This is a genomic window from Streptomyces barkulensis, assembly GCF_002843305.1.
Classification (GTDB): domain Bacteria; phylum Actinomycetota; class Actinomycetes; order Streptomycetales; family Streptomycetaceae; genus Streptomyces; species Streptomyces barkulensis.
This window is the reverse complement of the sequence record NZ_PGSG01000104.1, coordinates 1-14622: the sequence shown is the minus strand read 5'-3', so window position 1 is coordinate 14622 and position 14622 is coordinate 1. Positions and strand designations below refer to the sequence as shown.

The following is a 14622-nucleotide window of genomic DNA, read 5'->3' as shown; positions in this document are numbered from 1 at the left end:
CCCGTCAGTTCCGTCGTCAGCTCTGCCGCAGCCCGTCGCCGGCCGGGGAGCCGAGGACGACGGTGGCGTACAGCTCCTCGCAGACGACCGTCTCCGGCACCAGACCGGCCCGGGCGACGGCCTGCGCCGTCCGCGGCGCCTGGTGCCCGCCCGTCTCCACCAGCAGACGTCCGTCCGGCGCCAGCCACCGCGGCGCCTCCTCGACCACCCGCCGCTGGACGCCCAGCCCGTCCGGCCCGCCGTCGAGCGCCACCGGCGGCTCGTGCTCGCGGGCCTCCGCGGGCAGCAGCCCCATCTCACCGGTGGGGACGTAGGGCGCGTTGGCGACCAGCACGTCGACGCGGCCGCGCAGCGACGCGGGCAGCGGGGCGTACAGATCGCCCTCGTACACCCGGCCCCCGGCGGGGGCGAGATTGCGGCGCGCGCAGCGCACCGCGGCCGGGTCGACGTCGGCGGCGTGGAGCTCCACCCCCTCCACGGCCGCCGCCACCGCGGCGCCCACCGCGCCCGAACCGCAGCACAGATCGAGTACGACGGCGCCGCGCCGGCGCCCGGCGAGCGCCGCGGCCCGCCGGGCGAGGAACTCGGTACGGCGGCGGGGCACGAAGACCCCGGGCTCCACCGCGATGCGCAGGCCGCGGAACTCCGCCCAGCCCAGCACGTGTTCGAGCGGCAGACCGCCCGCCCGGCGCTCCACCATGGCGGCGAGCTCATCGGGGGCACGGGCGGCGGACAGCATCAGCCGCGCCTCGTCCTCGGCGAAGACACAGCCCGCGGCCCGCAGCCGGGCGGCGACGGCGGGCAGGGCGGAGGTGATGGAAGAAGCGGGGAAGGGAGTGGGATGAGACATGAGAGCCTTTCGGGATGCCGAAGGGTGCTCTCGCGGTCACCCGCGCCGGTCCCCGGCGCCTTCGCGGGACCGGGGGACGAGAGAGCCCTGCCTGACCTGGCGTCGACCGGTCCCACCCCCCTCGCGTCGCACCGCGTCGCGGAGCGGCAACCCTACAGCACCGCGGTCGGCCCCAGGGAGCGGCTTCTGCCCGGGGCCCGCCCGGGGGCCCGCCCGTGTGGCCCGCCCGCGGATCCGTCGCGGGACGTGCGGCGGGTCGGTGGGTCGGCGGGGGAGGTTCGGGTAGCGATGGACCTGGGGCCCGCCGCCGAGACGGGCCCAGGACGCTGGAACACAGGAGAGGCTGCGAAGACGTGTCACAGAAGGTGCGGGCGGTCATCGCCCGGCGGAAGAACGAGCCGGTCACCGTCGAGACGGTCGTGGTGCCCGACCCCGGCCCCGGCGAGGCGGTGGTGAAGGTGCAGGCGTGCGGGGTGTGCCACACCGATCTGCACTACCGCCAGGGCGGCATCTCCGACGACTTCCCGTTCATGCTGGGGCACGAGGCCGCGGGCGTGGTGGAGTCGGTCGGCGAGGGCGTGACCGAGGTGGAACCCGGCGACTTCGTGGTCCTGAACTGGCGGGCGGTGTGCGGGCAGTGCCGTGCCTGCCGCCGCGGGCGGCCCTGGTACTGCTTCGCCACCCACAACGCCGCGCAGAAGATGACGCTGGAGGACGGCACCGAGCTGACCGCCGCACTGGGTATCGGGGCGTTCGCGGACAAGACCCTGGTCCACGCCGGGCAGTGCACCAAGGTCGACCCGGCCGCGTCGCCGGCCGTCGCAGGCCTGCTGGGCTGCGGTGTGATGGCCGGCCTCGGCGCCGCGCTGAACACCGGGAACGTCCAGCGCGGCGACAGCGTGGCCGTCATCGGCTGCGGCGGGGTGGGCGGAGCGGCGGTGATGGGCGCCAACCTGGCCGGGGCCTCGCGGGTCATCGCCGTCGACATCGACGACCGCAAGCTGGCCACCGCCCGGAAGCTGGGCGCCACCCACACCGTCGACTCCCGCGGAAGTGACCCGGTGGAGGCGGTGCGGGAGCTGACCGGAGGGTTCGGCGCGGACGTGGTCATCGACGCCGTCGGCGTCCCCGAGACCTACCGGCAGGCCTTCTACGCCCGGGACCTGGCCGGGACGGTGGTGCTGGTGGGGGTGCCCACCCCCGAGATGAGGCTGGAGCTGCCGCTGCTGGACGTCTTCGGCCGCGGCGGGGCGCTGAAGTCCTCCTGGTACGGCGACTGCCTGCCCTCCCGCGACTTCCCCATGCTCATCGACCTCTACCTCCAGGGCCGGCTGGACCTGGGGGCGTTCGTCAGCGAGACCATCACGCTGGACGGGGTGGAGGAGTCGTTCGACCGCATGGTGGCCGGCGACGTGCTGCGCTCGGTGGTGTCCCTGTGAGCACCGTACGTGTCGACCATCTGACCACCTCCGGCACCTTCTCCCTGGACGGCGGCACCTGGGAGGTGGACAACAACGTCTGGATCGTCGGCGACGAGGACGAGGCGCTGGTCGTCGACGCCGCCCACGACGCCGACGCCATCGCCCGCGCGCTGGGCGGGCGGCGGCTGACCGCCGTCGTGTGCACCCACGCCCACGACGACCACATCGGCGCCGCTCCGGCCCTGGCCGAGGCCACCGGCGCGCCCGTCCTCCTCCACCCCGACGACCGGCCGCTGTGGGACCTGACCCACCCCGGCCGGGCGCCGGACGGGGAGCTGGCCGACGGGCAGACGCTCACCGTCGCCGGAACCGGGCTGACGGTGCTGCACACCCCCGGCCACGCGCCCGGCGCGGTCTGCCTGTACGCCCCGGCGCTGGGCACGGTCTTCACCGGCGACACCCTCTTCGCCGGCGGCCCCGGAGCCACGGGGCGGTCCTTCTCGCACTTCCCGACCATCATCGACTCCATCCGCGACAGGCTGCTCACCCTGCCGCCGGAGACGGTGGTGCGCACCGGCCACGGCGAGTCCACCACCATCGGCGCCGAGGCGCCCCACCTCCAGGAGTGGATCGACCGGGGCCACTGAGCCCGCTGCCTGCACGAGCAGGGAGGTGCGGGCCGGCCCGGCGGCTCAGGTGCGGGTGATACGGGCGACCAGGTCGAGCCAGCCGGCCTCCAGACGCTCCAGCGGCATGCCGCGCCGCTGGGTGAGGTGGTGCAGCAGCGCGACGTCCAGATGGCTCGCCAGGGTGTGGGCCAGCAGCTCGGCGTCGCCGCCGGCGCCGGCCTCGCGCAGCAGCGTGGTGAGGTGGGTGAGGACCAGACGGCGGGGCGGGGGCTCGAAGCGCCTGCACGCCTCCGGTTCGGCGGCCAGCAGCAGGGCCCGGTGGGCGGCCAGGTGCCTGAGCGTGGCGAGGCCGAACTCCTCCAGCCGCCGCACGGGGGGCGCCCCGGGCCCCAGCGGCGGGGGGCCGGTGAGGAAGGACTCCTGGTAGAGACGCTCGGAGTGGTCCAGGAGGGCCATGAGCAGGCCGCCCCGGTCGCCGAAGCGCCGGAAGACGGTCCCCTTGCCGACGGAGGCGGCCGCCGCGACGGCCTCCATGGTCAGATGCTCGGGGCCCCGCTCGGCCACCAGCCGGGCGGCGGCCTCCAGCAGACGGGTCCGGTTGCGGGCCGCGTCCGCGCGCATGGGAGGCGTCTGGCCGGCCAGCGGCAGCAGCGGCTGGCCGGCCGCCTGCCCGGCCGCCTGCTCGGCTGTCTGCCCGGGGTGGCCCTGTTCGTCGTCGGGCGGCGCGATCGGAGTCACAGAACTCAGCGTACCCCCCGGGGGAAGAAAATGGACCACGGTCCGGTTAGCGTGCTAGAAAGTATGCGGACCACGGTCCGCTTACCGCCCCACCCCTCCCGATCCCCACAGGAGACGCCATGTCCGTCCGCATCCTCGCCCTCGTCGGCAGCCTCCGCTCCGGCTCGCACAACCGCCAGCTCGCCGAGGCGGCCGTGAAGCACGCCCCCGAGGGCGTCGAGATCGCCGTCCACGAGGGCCTGGGCGACCTGCCCTTCTACAACGAGGACGTCGACGTCGAGGGCTCCGTGCCCGCCGAGGCCGCGCGGCTGCGCGAGGTGGCCGGTGGAGCCGACGCCTTCCTGCTGTTCTCGCCCGAGTACAACGGCACCATCCCGGCCGTGCTGAAGAACGCGATCGACTGGCTCTCCCGCCCCTACGGCGCCGGCGCCCTGTCCGGCAAGCCGGTGGCCGTCGTCGGCACCGCCTTCGGGCAGTACGGCGGCGTGTGGGCGCAGGACGAGACCCGCAAGGCCGCGGGGATCGCGGGCGCCACCGTGCTGGAGGACGTGAAGCTCTCCATCCCCAACTCGGTCGTGCGCTTCGCCGAGGCCCACCCGGCCGACGACGCCGAGATCGCCGGGCAGCTCGTCGAGGTCCTCGGCAGGGTCTCGGCCGCCGCCGCGCCGTCCGCCGCCTGACCGTACCGCGCGGGCGCGGTACGGGAGGGCCCTCCGGGTTTCGGAGGGCCCTCCCGTACCGCTTCGCGGTTCAGCGGACCCGGTAGTTCCGCATCATCTCGTGGTCCTCGTGCTCGAGGATGTGGCAGTGCCAGACGTACAGGCCGCGCCTGTCGAAGAACGCCTTGATCCGGGTGACCTGGCCGGGCGGAGCCGACACGCTGTCCTTCGGCCCCAGCTCGGTGGCGTCCGGCCGCTGCGGTCGCCCGATCTCGATGTCGGACAGCGCCCCGGTCTGCGGATCCCGGTCGGCGGTGAACGGCGCCCGGTCCAGCACCTGGAACCGCACCAGATGCAGATGGATGGGGTGTGTGTCGGGCGTGGCGTTGAAGACCTCCCAGATCTCGGCGGTGTGCAGCCCGGGATCCTCGGTGACCGGTTCGGACCACTCCAGCGGACCCCGCTCCACGGTGCCCAGCAGCGGCTTCAGCCTGCCGAACTCGTCGGTGCCCTCGGACAGCAGCAGCCGGCGGGTCCGGGCCGGGGGCCTGGAGATCCGGAAGGGGGCGCGGCGCAGCGTCCGCGGCAGCCGGGGCTCGGGGACCCGCTCGTCGCGGGGCCGGTTCACCCGGAACCGCATCACCTGGTCGGCGGGCGGGGCCACGGGGTCGCCGTAGGGGAAGGGCGTGGGCGCGTCGTTGGTCAGGGTGTGGACCTCGCCCTCCAGCCCCCGGAAGTCGACGACCAGGTCCACCCGCTCGCCGGGGGCGATCACCAGCGGCCCGTCCAGCGGCAGCGGCCGGTGGAGGAAGCCGAGCTCGGTCCCGATCAGGGTGACGGGGAACGGCCACCCTCCGCCGGCCGACAGCCGGTAGAAGCGCGAGTTCGACCCGTTGAGCAGCCGCAGCCGGTACTGGCGCGGCTCCACGTCCAGATACGGCCACGCCTTGCCGTTGACCAGGATCACCTGCCCGAAGAACTCGGGCCGCACCGAGGGCCCGCCCGGCCAGTCGGGCGAGTCGGCGGGGACGTCCGGGTAGGCCAGCCGCCCGTCCGGGTGGAACATGCGGTCCTGGACCACCAGTTCCAGCTCGTACGGCCCGCAGGGCAGCCGGTGGTCCTCGATGAGCGAGAGCTCGTGCGAGTCGCGCAGGAGGTAGAAGCCGGCCAGCCCGGCGTAGACGTTGAGCCGGGTGATGCCGAGGGTGTGGTCGTGGTACCAGAGGGTGGCGGCCTCCTGGCTGTTGTCGTAGTGGAACCGCGTGCCGTCGAAGCGCGGTCCGACGGCGCCGCCGGGGGTGTACCAGGCGTCGGGGTGGCCGTCGCTGTCCGGATCGGTGTGCCCGCCGTGCAGGTGCACCACGGCCGGTACGCCGTCGCGCTCGATGGTGCGGCCGGTGCCGGCGAAGGCCCAGTGGACCGTGGTGTCCACCGGCAGCAGGTGCCGGTGGGGCAGGTCGTTGATCCAGTGCACCCGTACGGGCCGGTCCCGGTGGGCCACGATGGTGGGGCCGGGGTAGGACACCTGCGCCGGGCCCCCGGAGGCGAGGCCGCCGCCGTGGCGCCCGCGCGCCCCGAAGCCCCACACCGGTGTGGTCAGACCCAGCCCGCCGCCCAGGAGGTCCTGGCGCGCCGGGCCCATCACGAAGGTCCGGTCGCCTCCGCCCAGCGCGTCGACGCGTGACGGGCGGGGCAGCGGGTCGGTGAACCGGGGGACGGCGGCGGGGTCGGCGACCGGTTCGCGGTAGAGAGGGTCGTCGAGGGGCGGCAGTGCGGCGGCCTCCCGGGCGGCGGCGGGCGGCGCCGTACCGGGCCCGGACAGGAGCAGCGCGCCCCCGGTCAGCGAGCTCGCCTGGATGAAACGTCTTCTGTCCACGGTCTGTCTTTCCCTCGGGGTCGCGGATGGCTGGGCACCCGTGATCATCTCCGGGAAAGAAGGGCCGGTATATGGACTGTCCGGGTAAAAATCCGTGATTCGCCGCATACGCGAACAAAAACATGGATTCCCGCGGACCGCGCGGCTCCGGGAGGGTGCGGGCACGGAGAACCGGCGGGCCCGGGCCCGCCGGCGGTGCGGTCGGGGACTCAGGACATCTCGTCGACCACCTCCAGGTTCACGAAGCGGGGCTCCTTGCTGCACAGCCCCCGGATCTGCTCGGAGACGCGCTGCGTCTCGGGCATCTCGCTGTTCCTCATCGCCTGCTCGTACGAGGGGAACTCGACGATGTCCACGTAGTGGGTGGAGTTCTCGCGGTCCTGTCCGTGGAGCTCGCGGGAGAGGGTCCGCTTGCCCTCCGTCATCCGCATCCACTGGTTCCAGAGATCCATCATCTCCTTGTCGTGCGTCGTCTCGTACTCGATGAGCTGTACGAACGTCATGGGACTCCTCCTGTGACGGTCACTCGCGGGCCTTGGCGTACTCCTCCGCCATGGCGCCGGCGAAGTCGTACGCCACGACCGCCTCGTCGCCGACGACCCAGGCGTCGTGCCCCGGCGGGCAGACGAACACGTCGCCCGGCCCGACCTCGGCCTCCTGGCCGTCGTCCATGCGCAGCCGCATCCGCCCGCGCACCACGTAGCCGTTGTGGTGGATTTGGCAGCTTTCCGTTCCGGCGATCGGGCCCACCGACTCCGACCAGCGCCAGCCGGGCTCGAACGTGGCCACGGCGAAGTCCAGCCCGGTGAGGTGGAGGGCTTCGAGGTGGCCACGGGGGAAGTCGCGCCGCTCGTCCGGCTTCTCGATGGTCTTGACTTCCAGCATGGCTGAACCTCCGTTTCACGCCATATGTCCATGATGCGCGCGTGAGGCGCGGCAGGGAAACGGTGAGGAGCGGGGATTTCGGGAATCCGGCGAAGCGGCCGGGCCGTCGCCACCGAGGCCGGCGGCCGCCCCCGTACACGGTCCGGGCACGGTCCGTGCGCGGACCCGTGTGCGCAGGTCCGGTCAGGGGACCAGCGGACCCTCCAGGACCCGTAGGCCGGCCGCGCGGTCGCCCTCCCACACGAGCCGTCCGTCGTCCCCCGGGACGCGCCCCCACAGCATGAGCAGCAGGTCCGCGGCGGTGGCGGAGACCGTGGCGACCGGGGCGCCGGGGCCGTGCACCCATGACGCGCCGGTGTCGGTGGAGACCAGGCGTACGGCCTGCCCGGGCGGGACCGCGCGCCCCCGTGCCAACTGGCGCGGAGCCATGGTGTCGAACACCTCCGCCACGCCCTCGGCGGCCGTCTCCGCGTCGGGCGGGCGGGCCGCGCCGAGCGCGTTCTCGGCGTCCCACCGGTGTACGAGGGTCTCCATGCAGCGGCGGCGCCGCCAGAAGCCGACCGTGCGCGGGGGGTGGAACGTCCAGGCCGGTGCCGAGGGGTCGGCCCGCAGGGCGTCCAGCAGGACCGAGCACGTCCGGTCGAACCATTCCGCCAGTGCCGCCGGATCCCTGGGGACCGCGGGCCGGTGGTCACCGTGCCCCTCGGTCACGGCCGCCGCGGCCCAGAGGTTGCCCACGCCCAGGTGCTCGGCCAGATCGCGCAGCGTCCAGCCGCCGCAGTGCTCCACCGGGGCGCTCAGGTCCCCGTCGAGACAGGCCCGGAAGGCCTGGAGTTCGTGCTGTGTCCGGGTGAGCAGGCGGGCGGAGTCCATGGCCGGGAATCTAGCCCGGCCCCGGGCGTCCCGGGGCCGGTTTCACCACGGGAGGAAGGCGTGGATCTCCTTGCCGTCCGGCAGCGGGTGGACGCTGAGCCGGTCGGCGATCCGCTCGACGATGGACCAGCCGAAGCCGCCCCCGCCGCTGTTCAGGTCGGCCTGACGGGGGCTGGGCGGGGCCGGGTCGCCGTCGCGGACGGTGATCTGTACGCGGCCCTCGGCGAACGCCAGGCACAGGGTGAGCGGACCGGGCGCGTGGCGTACGGCGTTGGTGACCAGTTCGGAGACGACCAGCAGCACGTCGTCGTGCGAGCGCTCCCCGGCGGGCGGCTCGGTGCCCGCCAGCTTCGTCAGGAAGGCGTCGGCGGCGTCACGAGCCCGGGCGATGGTGCCGGAGTGGCCCTCGAAGTCGGCGCGCAAATGGGGAGCCCCCAAACCCTCGCTCAGCAGTTCCATCGCCGGTCCCCCAGTCAACACAGCGGTGTCCATGGTGCGTCTTCCCGCTGTAGGCCCACACCATACGCCGGTGTCGCCCGGGCCCGCCGCATCCACTGCCGCGGGCGGGCCCGGGCGCGGCCCGGAGAGGGAGGAGCGGTCAGCGGGCGACGGTGAAGAACCCGGCCAGCCCCACCAGTTCCAGCAGCCTGCCGGGCTGTTCGCCGACGCCGGTCAGGGTCAGGGGAACCCCGCGGTCCCGGCAGCGGCGTTCCAGGGAGAGCAGGGCGTGCAGACCGGCGGAGTCCATGAAGGGGACGCTCGACAGGTCGACCGCCAGGCTCCGCCACGGCCGGTCGATCTCCTCCAGGACGCCCGTCAGGGCCGGCGCGCTGTCATGGTCGACATCACCCCGGGGGTGCAGGACGACGGTGTCGTGTTGGCGGGTGACGGCGACGGACAGGGTGCGCATGGCCATTCGACCCCCTTCCGGGGTGGATCGGCTCGTGCCGGCCGAGGTGTCTTCCGGATCGGGCGGTTCGGCGGTGCCCGGCCGGCGCGGGCAAAGGAGCCCCCCCCGGCCGGACCGTGGGGCGGCTTCCCCCACGGTCACACACCTGGAGCCGCCGCGCCACCATCGTTGTCCCAAATCCCGGCCCGTGCGCACGTCCGGGTGAGCCGGGCGGGGCGTGAGGCGCCCCGGTGCCGGCCGGGGCCGGAACCGGGGCGCCGCTGACCGGTTCGGGCGCGCGGGTGACGCCGGCGGGGTTCCTGGGCGGTCTGGCGGTGTGCCGCCGAGCGGAGGGATGCCGTGACCAGCCACAAGGAGCGCATGCTCGCCGGGGAGCCCTACCTCGCCGACGATCCCGAACTGGCCGCCGAGCACGGCCTGTCGTAGGAACGGTTCGAAGGGGAGCGAATGCCCGGTTGCTCACGACAGGCGGCGAGATGCGGAGATCCGGGGGTGGGGAGGGAAGTCGAGGGTGCCGTCCGTCTTGTCATGTCCCTTGGGTGGTCATAGAGTCCGCCGCGCAGTGATGGGAGCGCTCCCAGAGGCTCCCCGCCCCGCTCCTGCCGAAAGGACAGCATGGCTTCCCCCCTGCGCACCCCCCTGCGCACCCCCCTCCTTTCCCTGCCCCGGATACGCGCCGTACTGCTGGCGCTCCTGCTGCTCGCGGGGGCCCTGACGGCCCTGACCGCCACGGCGCAGACCGCCCGCGCCGACGAGCGGATCTGCGACCAGTACGGGAGCACCACCATCCAGGGCAAGTACGTGGTGCAGAACAACCGCTGGGGCACCAGCGCCACCCAGTGCATCGACGTGACGGGCACCGGGTTCCGGCTCGCCCAGGCCGACGGCTCCGTCCCGACCGACGGGGCGCCCAAGTCCTACCCCTCGGTCTTCTACGGCTGCCACTACACCAACTGCTCCCCGGGCACCAACCTGCCGATGCAGGTCAGCTCGATCGGCAGCGCGCCCAGCAGCATCTCCTACACCTACGTCGACAACGCGGTCTACAACGCCTCGTACGACATCTGGCTCGACCCGACGCCGAAGAAGGACGGGGTCAACCGGACCGAGATCATGATCTGGCTCAACCGGGTCGGCCCGATCCAGCCCATCGGCTCCCGCGTCGGCACGGCGGACGTCGGCGGCCGCAGCTGGGAGGTGTGGACCGGCAGCAACGGCTCCAACGACGTCATCTCCTTCATCGCCCCCTCCGCGGTCCGGAGCATGAGCTTCGACGTCATGGACTTCGTCGACGAGACGGTCGCCCGCGGCATGGCCCAGCGCTCGTGGTACCTGACGAGCGTCCAGGCCGGCTTCGAGCCCTGGCAGAACGGCGCCGGTCTCGCGGTCGACTCCTTCTCCGCGGCCGTCAACACCGGCAGCGGCGGTGGCGACGGTGGCGGTGACGGTGGCGGCGGTGACGACGGCGGGCCGGGCGGTGAGCCGGGCGCCTGCGAGGTCACCTACACCACCAACTCCTGGTCGAACGGCTTCACCGCCGACGTCGGCGTCAGGAACACCGGCTCCACCGCGATCAGCGGCTGGGAGATGAGCTTCGCCCTGCCCGCCGGCCAGTCGGTCACCAGCGCCTGGAACGCCACGCTCTCCTCCAGCGGGGGCACGGTGACGGCCCGTCCGGTCGAGCACAACAGGAACATCGAACCGGGCGGCACCCAGTCGTTCGGCTTCCAGGGGACCCACTCGGGGGGCACGCCCGGCGAGCCGACCCGGTTCACCCTCAACGGCACCGTCTGCACGGTGAAGTGAGCCGCGCGCGGCGGGCACGGTAGAGCGACGCGGGGCCCGGGACCGCACACCGCACAGGGGGCGGTCCGGGCCCCGCGCCGCGTTCGGTCCGGCCGCCCTCAGCCCAGCCGCGCCGCCACCTCGTCGCGCAGCCGCGGCAGCATGTCGTGGAGCACCCCGGGGCACAGCGTGCCCGTGTCGTAGTCCTTGTGGCCGTACATCCGCGCGGGCGCGATGCCGTACCGCTCGCACACGTACGCGCACAGGATCACCAGCACCTCCCACTGGGCCTGCGGCGGCACCGCGCCCGCGTGGTAAGCGCCCTCGCAGGCGATGCCGACGGCACGGTCGTTCTGCCCGGAGGTGTGCGCGCCGAGCACGAAGGAGGTGCCGCCGGTGAGGGTCCGCAGGCTGCCGTGCCGGCCCTCGGTGATCCAGCCTCCCCGGCTGACGGCGAAGTGGTAGCCGGTGTCGATCCAGCCGTTGTCGTCCATGTGCAGGTCCTGGACCCAGTGGGCGTGCGCGTGGGCCCGGTCGCGGGAGAGGTCGGAGGTGTTCGCGCTCACCGTGTGGTGGACGATGATCCGGTCCGGCCGGTACCCGAGAACGGTGACGTTCCCCCGGGGCGGCCGCGCGTTCCACTCCGAGGTGCTGTCGACGTCGGGTTCGATCGTGCCCGAGGCCCGGGCGGTGCCCGCCGGCACGCCGGCGGCGACGAGCCCGGCGGCACCGGTGATCAGCAGACGGCGGCGCAGTGGTTTCTCACCGTTCAAGGTCGCTCCTCAAAAGAGCCGCGCGGAGCACGCGGGCCGCGGGTGACGGGCTGTACGGGGACGGGGACGGGGCGGGAGACGGGACGGGCGGGCCCGGACGCCGGCCCCACCGTGCGGTGGGGCCGGCCGGGTCGGTTCGGCCGCTCCGTGGGGTTACGGGGTGTTGTTGGCCAGGGCGAGGAGCCGGTCCCTGGAGCCGTTGAACTTGTTGCGGTCGACGTTCCCGGAGACGCCGCCGACCGAGCCGGTGCTGGTGTACTGCCACACCGTCCAGGTGGGGAAGCCGCCGGGGATGGTCGGAGTCTCGCTGGAGGTCCAGTGCGCCACCCACAGCGGGCTCTTGCTGTACATGCCCGTCCAGTTGCCGGTGCAGGTGTTCCACCAGCCCGCGGTCGTGTAGATCACCACGTCGCGCGAGGTGCGCGCCTTGTAGGTGTTGTAGAAGTCGTTGATCCAGGCGCGCATCTGGGTGGTGGACAGGCCGTAGCACATCGCCCCGTAGGGGTTGTGCTCGATGTCCAGGACGCCCGGCAGGGTCCTGTTGTCACGTGACCACGCGCCGCCGTTGGAGGCGAAGTAGGCCGCCTGGGTCGATCCGCCGGAGACGTCGGGGCGCGCGAAGTGGTAGGCGCCGCGGATCACGCCGGCGTTGTACGCCGCCACGTAGTTGGTGTTGAACCGCGAGTCCTTGTAGCTGGTGCCCTCGGTCGCCTTGATCCAGGCGAACTGAATGCCCGAGTTCCGCACCGAGGTCCAGTTGATGGCGCCCTGCCAGTGCGAGACGTCGATCCCCTGCACGCCGCTGGTGTGGGACGCGGCCCCCAGCGGCGGTTCCTCCCGCGCGCCGGCGCCCTCGTGGAGTCGGTGGCCGGCGCCCATGAACGCCGTGCCCGGCTTGAGGCGCTCCTTGGCGGGCGGAGGCGCCGCCGCGGCCGTGCCCGCCGTGGCCGTCAGCAGGGCGAGTACGGCGGCGAGTACGGCGACCACGGTGGTTCTTTGCCGGCGGTGGGGGGAGAGGGGTCTGTGCGGGCGCATGATGGCTTCCTCCTGGCGCTCGGTGAAGGCGGGGGTGGGGGGAGGGGAGGAGGTGCTGGGTGATGCCGTCGGTGCGGACGAGCGCGCCGGCGCGACCGCGCCGGCGCGCCTTTCTTGACGTGCACGTGTCATAAGTGACGCATGTGGGCGGTCGCCCTGTAAAGACGCTCCAGGCACTCTCTGTGGTCTCGACCTCTGCCGCCGGGTGCGAGCTGCGCCGACGGGCCGCGCCCGGCGGAAACTTTCACGGCGCGAAAGCGGATGCCGCCCCCGGTGGGCGTCCCGGGCCGGGGAGGCGGGGAGGCCCGCGCCGCGGTGCTGTGCGTTCCGCCGTTCGGGTGACCTTTGGGCTGGGCTTCGGGGCCGGCCGGACAAGTCTTTCCGCTGTTTTCCCACTGCATCCGGCTCGGCGCGGGGAAAGGCGGGAAATCCTTCGGTGGCCGCCCGGAAGTCACCGGAGTAACTTTCGGTGGGTGCCGTAAAGCGCGGGAAGCCCGCCGAACAGGGCAGACAGTCCGGCCAGTTGCCCCGCGCACCGGAAAGACCGTCCGACAGCGCAGGTGACTGCTCCGTGAAATCCGCGCCCGGCGGTACCGGGCTCCCGGCGGCCGATTCCGTTCGGTGAAAGCCGCCGGGGCATCGGACGCCGGCCGCGGTGGAGGTGAAGCCATGGCGACGCAGACGGAACCCCTGATCGAGACACCCGGTGTCGAGGACGGTGCCGCCGTGTGGCGCATCGCCCGCGACTCCCGCGTGCTCGATCTCAACTCCTCCTACAGCTACCTGCTGTGGTTCCGGGACTTCGCCCGGACCTCCGCGGTGGCGCGCGGCGAGCGCGGTGCGCCCGTCGGCTTCGTCACAGGCTATCTGCGCCCGGACAGGCCCGGCACGCTGGTCGTCTGGCAGATCGCGGTGGACGAGGACCACCGCGGACGCGGACTGGCCGGCGCCATGCTGGACCACCTGGCCGCCCGGTCGGCCCCGCGCGGGATCCGGCGCCTGGAGGCCACCGTCGCACCGGGGAACACCGCCTCCGACCGGCTGTTCACACTCTTCGCCCGGCGGCACGGCGCGGCGCTGGAGCGCGAGGCGCTGTTCGGCGCGGAACTCTTCCCGGACGGCCACGGCCCCGAGGTGCTGTACCGCATCGGACCGCTGCCCCGCGCCGTCCGGCCCTGACCCGCCGTCCGGCCCGGTCCGCCCGCGTGCGGGCGGCACGCCGCCCGGCACCACATCCACCGAGGAGCACACCATCATGGCCATCACCGAAGCCGAGACCTCCGTCTTCGACGCCCTGGAGTCTCAGGTGCGCAGCTACTGCCGAGGCTGGCCCAGGGTCTTCGAGTACGCGCGCGGCAGCTACCTGTACGACGAGGACGGCCATGTGTACCTGGACTTCTTCGCCGGGGCGGGCGCCCTCAACTACGGCCACAACAACCCGGTGCTCAAACGCGCCCTGCTGGACTACCTCGAGCGCGACGGCGTCACCCACGGCCTGGACATGTCCACCACGGCCAAGCGCGCCTTCCTGGAGACCTTCCGGGACGTGGTCCTGCGGCCGCGCGGCCTGGACCACAAGGTGATGTTCCCCGGCCCGACCGGCACCAACGCCGTCGAGGCGGCCCTGAAGCTGGCCCGCAAGGTCAAGGGCCGGGAGTCGATCGTCTCCTTCACCAACGCCTTCCACGGCATGTCGCTGGGATCCCTGGCCGTCACCGGCAACGCCTTCAAGCGCGCCGGCGCCGGCGTCCCCCTGGTCCACGGCACCCCGATGCCCTTCGACCGCTACCTCGACGGCAAGGTCGAGGACTTCCTGTGGTTCGAGCGGCTGCTGGAGGACTCCGGCTCGGGTCTGAACCGGCCGGCCGCCGTGATCGTCGAGACGGTCCAGGGCGAGGGCGGCATCAACGTCGCCCGGGCCGAGTGGCTGCGCGCCCTGGCCGACCTGTGCAAGCGGCAGGACATGCTGCTGATCGTCGACGACATCCAGATGGGCTGCGGCCGCACCGGTGCCTTCTTCTCCTTCGAGGAGGCGGGCATCACCCCCGACATCATCACCGTCTCCAAGTCCATCAGCGGCTACGGGATGCCGATGGCGCTGACCCTGTTCCGGCCCGAGCTGGACGTGTGGGAGCCCGGCGAGCACAACGGCACCTTCCGCGGCAACAACCCCGCCTTCGTCACCGCC

Annotated in this window: 17 protein-coding genes; 7 read left to right on the top strand and 10 right to left on the bottom strand. The window is 73.2% G+C overall.

Translation table 11 applies throughout. The features are described from left to right. Positions 1 to 16: 16 nt before the first annotated feature. The gene (locus tag CUT83_RS21350) at positions 17 to 850 is read right to left on the bottom strand and encodes a putative protein N(5)-glutamine methyltransferase (RefSeq protein WP_173915125.1); all 834 of its coding nucleotides are present in this window, start codon (positions 848 to 850) and stop codon (positions 17 to 19) included. 353 nt (positions 851 to 1203) lie between these two features. Between CUT83_RS21350 and CUT83_RS21345 the strand changes: the two genes are divergently transcribed. Together CUT83_RS21345 and CUT83_RS21340 are read left to right on the top strand one after the other, a co-directional pair. After that, the gene (locus CUT83_RS21345; RefSeq protein WP_101257449.1) at positions 1204 to 2289 is read left to right on the top strand and encodes an S-(hydroxymethyl)mycothiol dehydrogenase; all 1086 of its coding nucleotides are present in this window, start codon (positions 1204 to 1206) and stop codon (positions 2287 to 2289) included. After that, the gene (locus CUT83_RS21340) at positions 2286 to 2918 is read left to right on the top strand and encodes an MBL fold metallo-hydrolase (RefSeq protein WP_101257448.1); all 633 of its coding nucleotides are present in this window, start codon (positions 2286 to 2288) and stop codon (positions 2916 to 2918) included. The genes CUT83_RS21345 and CUT83_RS21340 overlap by 4 nt, the downstream gene beginning before the upstream one ends. Positions 2919 to 2963: 45 nt before the next feature. Here the strand turns inward: CUT83_RS21340 and CUT83_RS21335 are convergent, their stop codons facing one another. Next, on the bottom strand, positions 2964 to 3647 hold the full coding sequence (locus CUT83_RS21335) for a TetR/AcrR family transcriptional regulator (RefSeq protein ID WP_420882470.1): 684 nt from the start codon (positions 3645 to 3647) through the stop codon (positions 2964 to 2966). Positions 3648 to 3757: 110 nt separating this feature from the next. Here CUT83_RS21335 and CUT83_RS21330 point away from each other — a divergent pair, with 110 nt between their 5' ends. Next, positions 3758 to 4318: an NAD(P)H-dependent oxidoreductase gene (locus CUT83_RS21330; RefSeq protein ID WP_101257447.1), complete on the top strand. Its 561-nt coding sequence runs from the start codon at positions 3758 to 3760 to the stop codon at positions 4316 to 4318. 70 nt (positions 4319 to 4388) lie between these two features. Here CUT83_RS21330 and CUT83_RS21325 read toward each other — a convergent pair whose 3' ends face one another. The 6 genes from CUT83_RS21325 to CUT83_RS21300 all read right to left on the bottom strand — a co-directional run bounded on the left by CUT83_RS21325 (position 4389) and on the right by CUT83_RS21300 (position 8847). Further along, the gene (locus tag CUT83_RS21325; protein ID WP_240958237.1) at positions 4389 to 6173 is read right to left on the bottom strand and encodes a multicopper oxidase family protein; all 1785 of its coding nucleotides are present in this window, start codon (positions 6171 to 6173) and stop codon (positions 4389 to 4391) included. A 209-nt stretch (positions 6174 to 6382) separates the two neighbouring features. Next, positions 6383 to 6676, bottom strand: a complete 294-nt coding sequence (locus tag CUT83_RS21320; protein WP_101257445.1) for a hypothetical protein — start codon at positions 6674 to 6676, stop codon at positions 6383 to 6385. A gap of 19 nt (positions 6677 to 6695) precedes the next feature. Next, positions 6696 to 7058: a cupin domain-containing protein gene (locus CUT83_RS21315; protein WP_101257444.1), complete on the bottom strand. Its 363-nt coding sequence runs from the start codon at positions 7056 to 7058 to the stop codon at positions 6696 to 6698. A 183-nt stretch (positions 7059 to 7241) separates the two neighbouring features. Beyond that, positions 7242 to 7931, bottom strand: coding sequence for a maleylpyruvate isomerase family mycothiol-dependent enzyme (locus CUT83_RS21310; RefSeq protein WP_101257443.1), 690 nt, complete (start codon positions 7929 to 7931; stop codon positions 7242 to 7244). Positions 7932 to 7973: 42 nt separating this feature from the next. Next, entirely contained in the window at positions 7974 to 8423 is a 450-nt protein-coding gene (locus CUT83_RS21305; protein ID WP_240958235.1) for an ATP-binding protein, read from the bottom strand. Positions 8424 to 8529: 106 nt separating this feature from the next. Continuing rightward, complete coding sequence (locus CUT83_RS21300) at positions 8530 to 8847, bottom strand: STAS domain-containing protein (protein ID WP_240958233.1); 318 nt, start codon at positions 8845 to 8847, stop codon at positions 8530 to 8532. A 333-nt stretch (positions 8848 to 9180) separates the two neighbouring features. On the opposite strand from CUT83_RS21300, the gene CUT83_RS29690 reads away from it, so the two are divergent. After that, positions 9181 to 9267, top strand: a complete 87-nt coding sequence (locus tag CUT83_RS29690; protein ID WP_277347741.1) for a maltose acetyltransferase domain-containing protein — start codon at positions 9181 to 9183, stop codon at positions 9265 to 9267. A 189-nt stretch (positions 9268 to 9456) separates the two neighbouring features. Further along, positions 9457 to 10647 (top strand): glycoside hydrolase family 12 protein, encoded by a 1191-nt coding sequence (locus tag CUT83_RS21295; RefSeq protein ID WP_101257441.1) that lies wholly within the window; start codon positions 9457 to 9459, stop codon positions 10645 to 10647. A gap of 98 nt (positions 10648 to 10745) precedes the next feature. Here CUT83_RS21295 and CUT83_RS21290 read toward each other — a convergent pair whose 3' ends face one another. Next, positions 10746 to 11399, bottom strand: coding sequence for a peptidoglycan recognition protein family protein (locus CUT83_RS21290; RefSeq protein ID WP_101257440.1), 654 nt, complete (start codon positions 11397 to 11399; stop codon positions 10746 to 10748). A gap of 153 nt (positions 11400 to 11552) precedes the next feature. After that, positions 11553 to 12434, bottom strand: a complete 882-nt coding sequence (locus CUT83_RS21285; protein WP_101257439.1) for a lysozyme — start codon at positions 12432 to 12434, stop codon at positions 11553 to 11555. A gap of 669 nt (positions 12435 to 13103) precedes the next feature. Here CUT83_RS21285 and ectA point away from each other — a divergent pair. Then, positions 13104 to 13613 (top strand): diaminobutyrate acetyltransferase, encoded by a 510-nt coding sequence (ectA, locus tag CUT83_RS21280; RefSeq protein ID WP_101257438.1) that lies wholly within the window; start codon positions 13104 to 13106, stop codon positions 13611 to 13613. Between the two features lie 76 nt (positions 13614 to 13689). Then, positions 13690 to 14622, top strand: a 933-nt coding sequence (locus CUT83_RS21275; protein ID WP_101257437.1) for an aspartate aminotransferase family protein, incomplete at its 3' end; no start/stop codon positions are given.

What these genes read in the sequence shown, in the direction of transcription:
- CUT83_RS21305 (WP_240958235.1), bottom strand. Translation starts at nt 8,423, where the DNA reads ATGGACACCGCTGTGTTGACTGGGGGACCGGCGATGGAACTGCTGAGC.
- CUT83_RS21350 (WP_173915125.1), bottom strand. Translation starts at nt 850, where the DNA reads ATGTCTCATCCCACTCCCTTCCCCGCTTCTTCCATCACCTCCGCCCTG.
- CUT83_RS21315 (WP_101257444.1), bottom strand. Translation starts at nt 7,058, where the DNA reads ATGCTGGAAGTCAAGACCATCGAGAAGCCGGACGAGCGGCGCGACTTC.
- CUT83_RS21295 (WP_101257441.1), top strand. Translation starts at nt 9,457, where the DNA reads ATGGCTTCCCCCCTGCGCACCCCCCTGCGCACCCCCCTCCTTTCCCTG.
- ectA (WP_101257438.1), top strand. Translation starts at nt 13,104, where the DNA reads ATGGCGACGCAGACGGAACCCCTGATCGAGACACCCGGTGTCGAGGAC.
- CUT83_RS21330 (WP_101257447.1), top strand. Translation starts at nt 3,758, where the DNA reads ATGTCCGTCCGCATCCTCGCCCTCGTCGGCAGCCTCCGCTCCGGCTCG.
- CUT83_RS21320 (WP_101257445.1), bottom strand. Translation starts at nt 6,676, where the DNA reads ATGACGTTCGTACAGCTCATCGAGTACGAGACGACGCACGACAAGGAG.
- CUT83_RS21285 (WP_101257439.1), bottom strand. Translation starts at nt 12,434, where the DNA reads ATGCGCCCGCACAGACCCCTCTCCCCCCACCGCCGGCAAAGAACCACC.
- CUT83_RS21300 (WP_240958233.1), bottom strand. Translation starts at nt 8,847, where the DNA reads ATGGCCATGCGCACCCTGTCCGTCGCCGTCACCCGCCAACACGACACC.
- CUT83_RS21310 (WP_101257443.1), bottom strand. Translation starts at nt 7,931, where the DNA reads ATGGACTCCGCCCGCCTGCTCACCCGGACACAGCACGAACTCCAGGCC.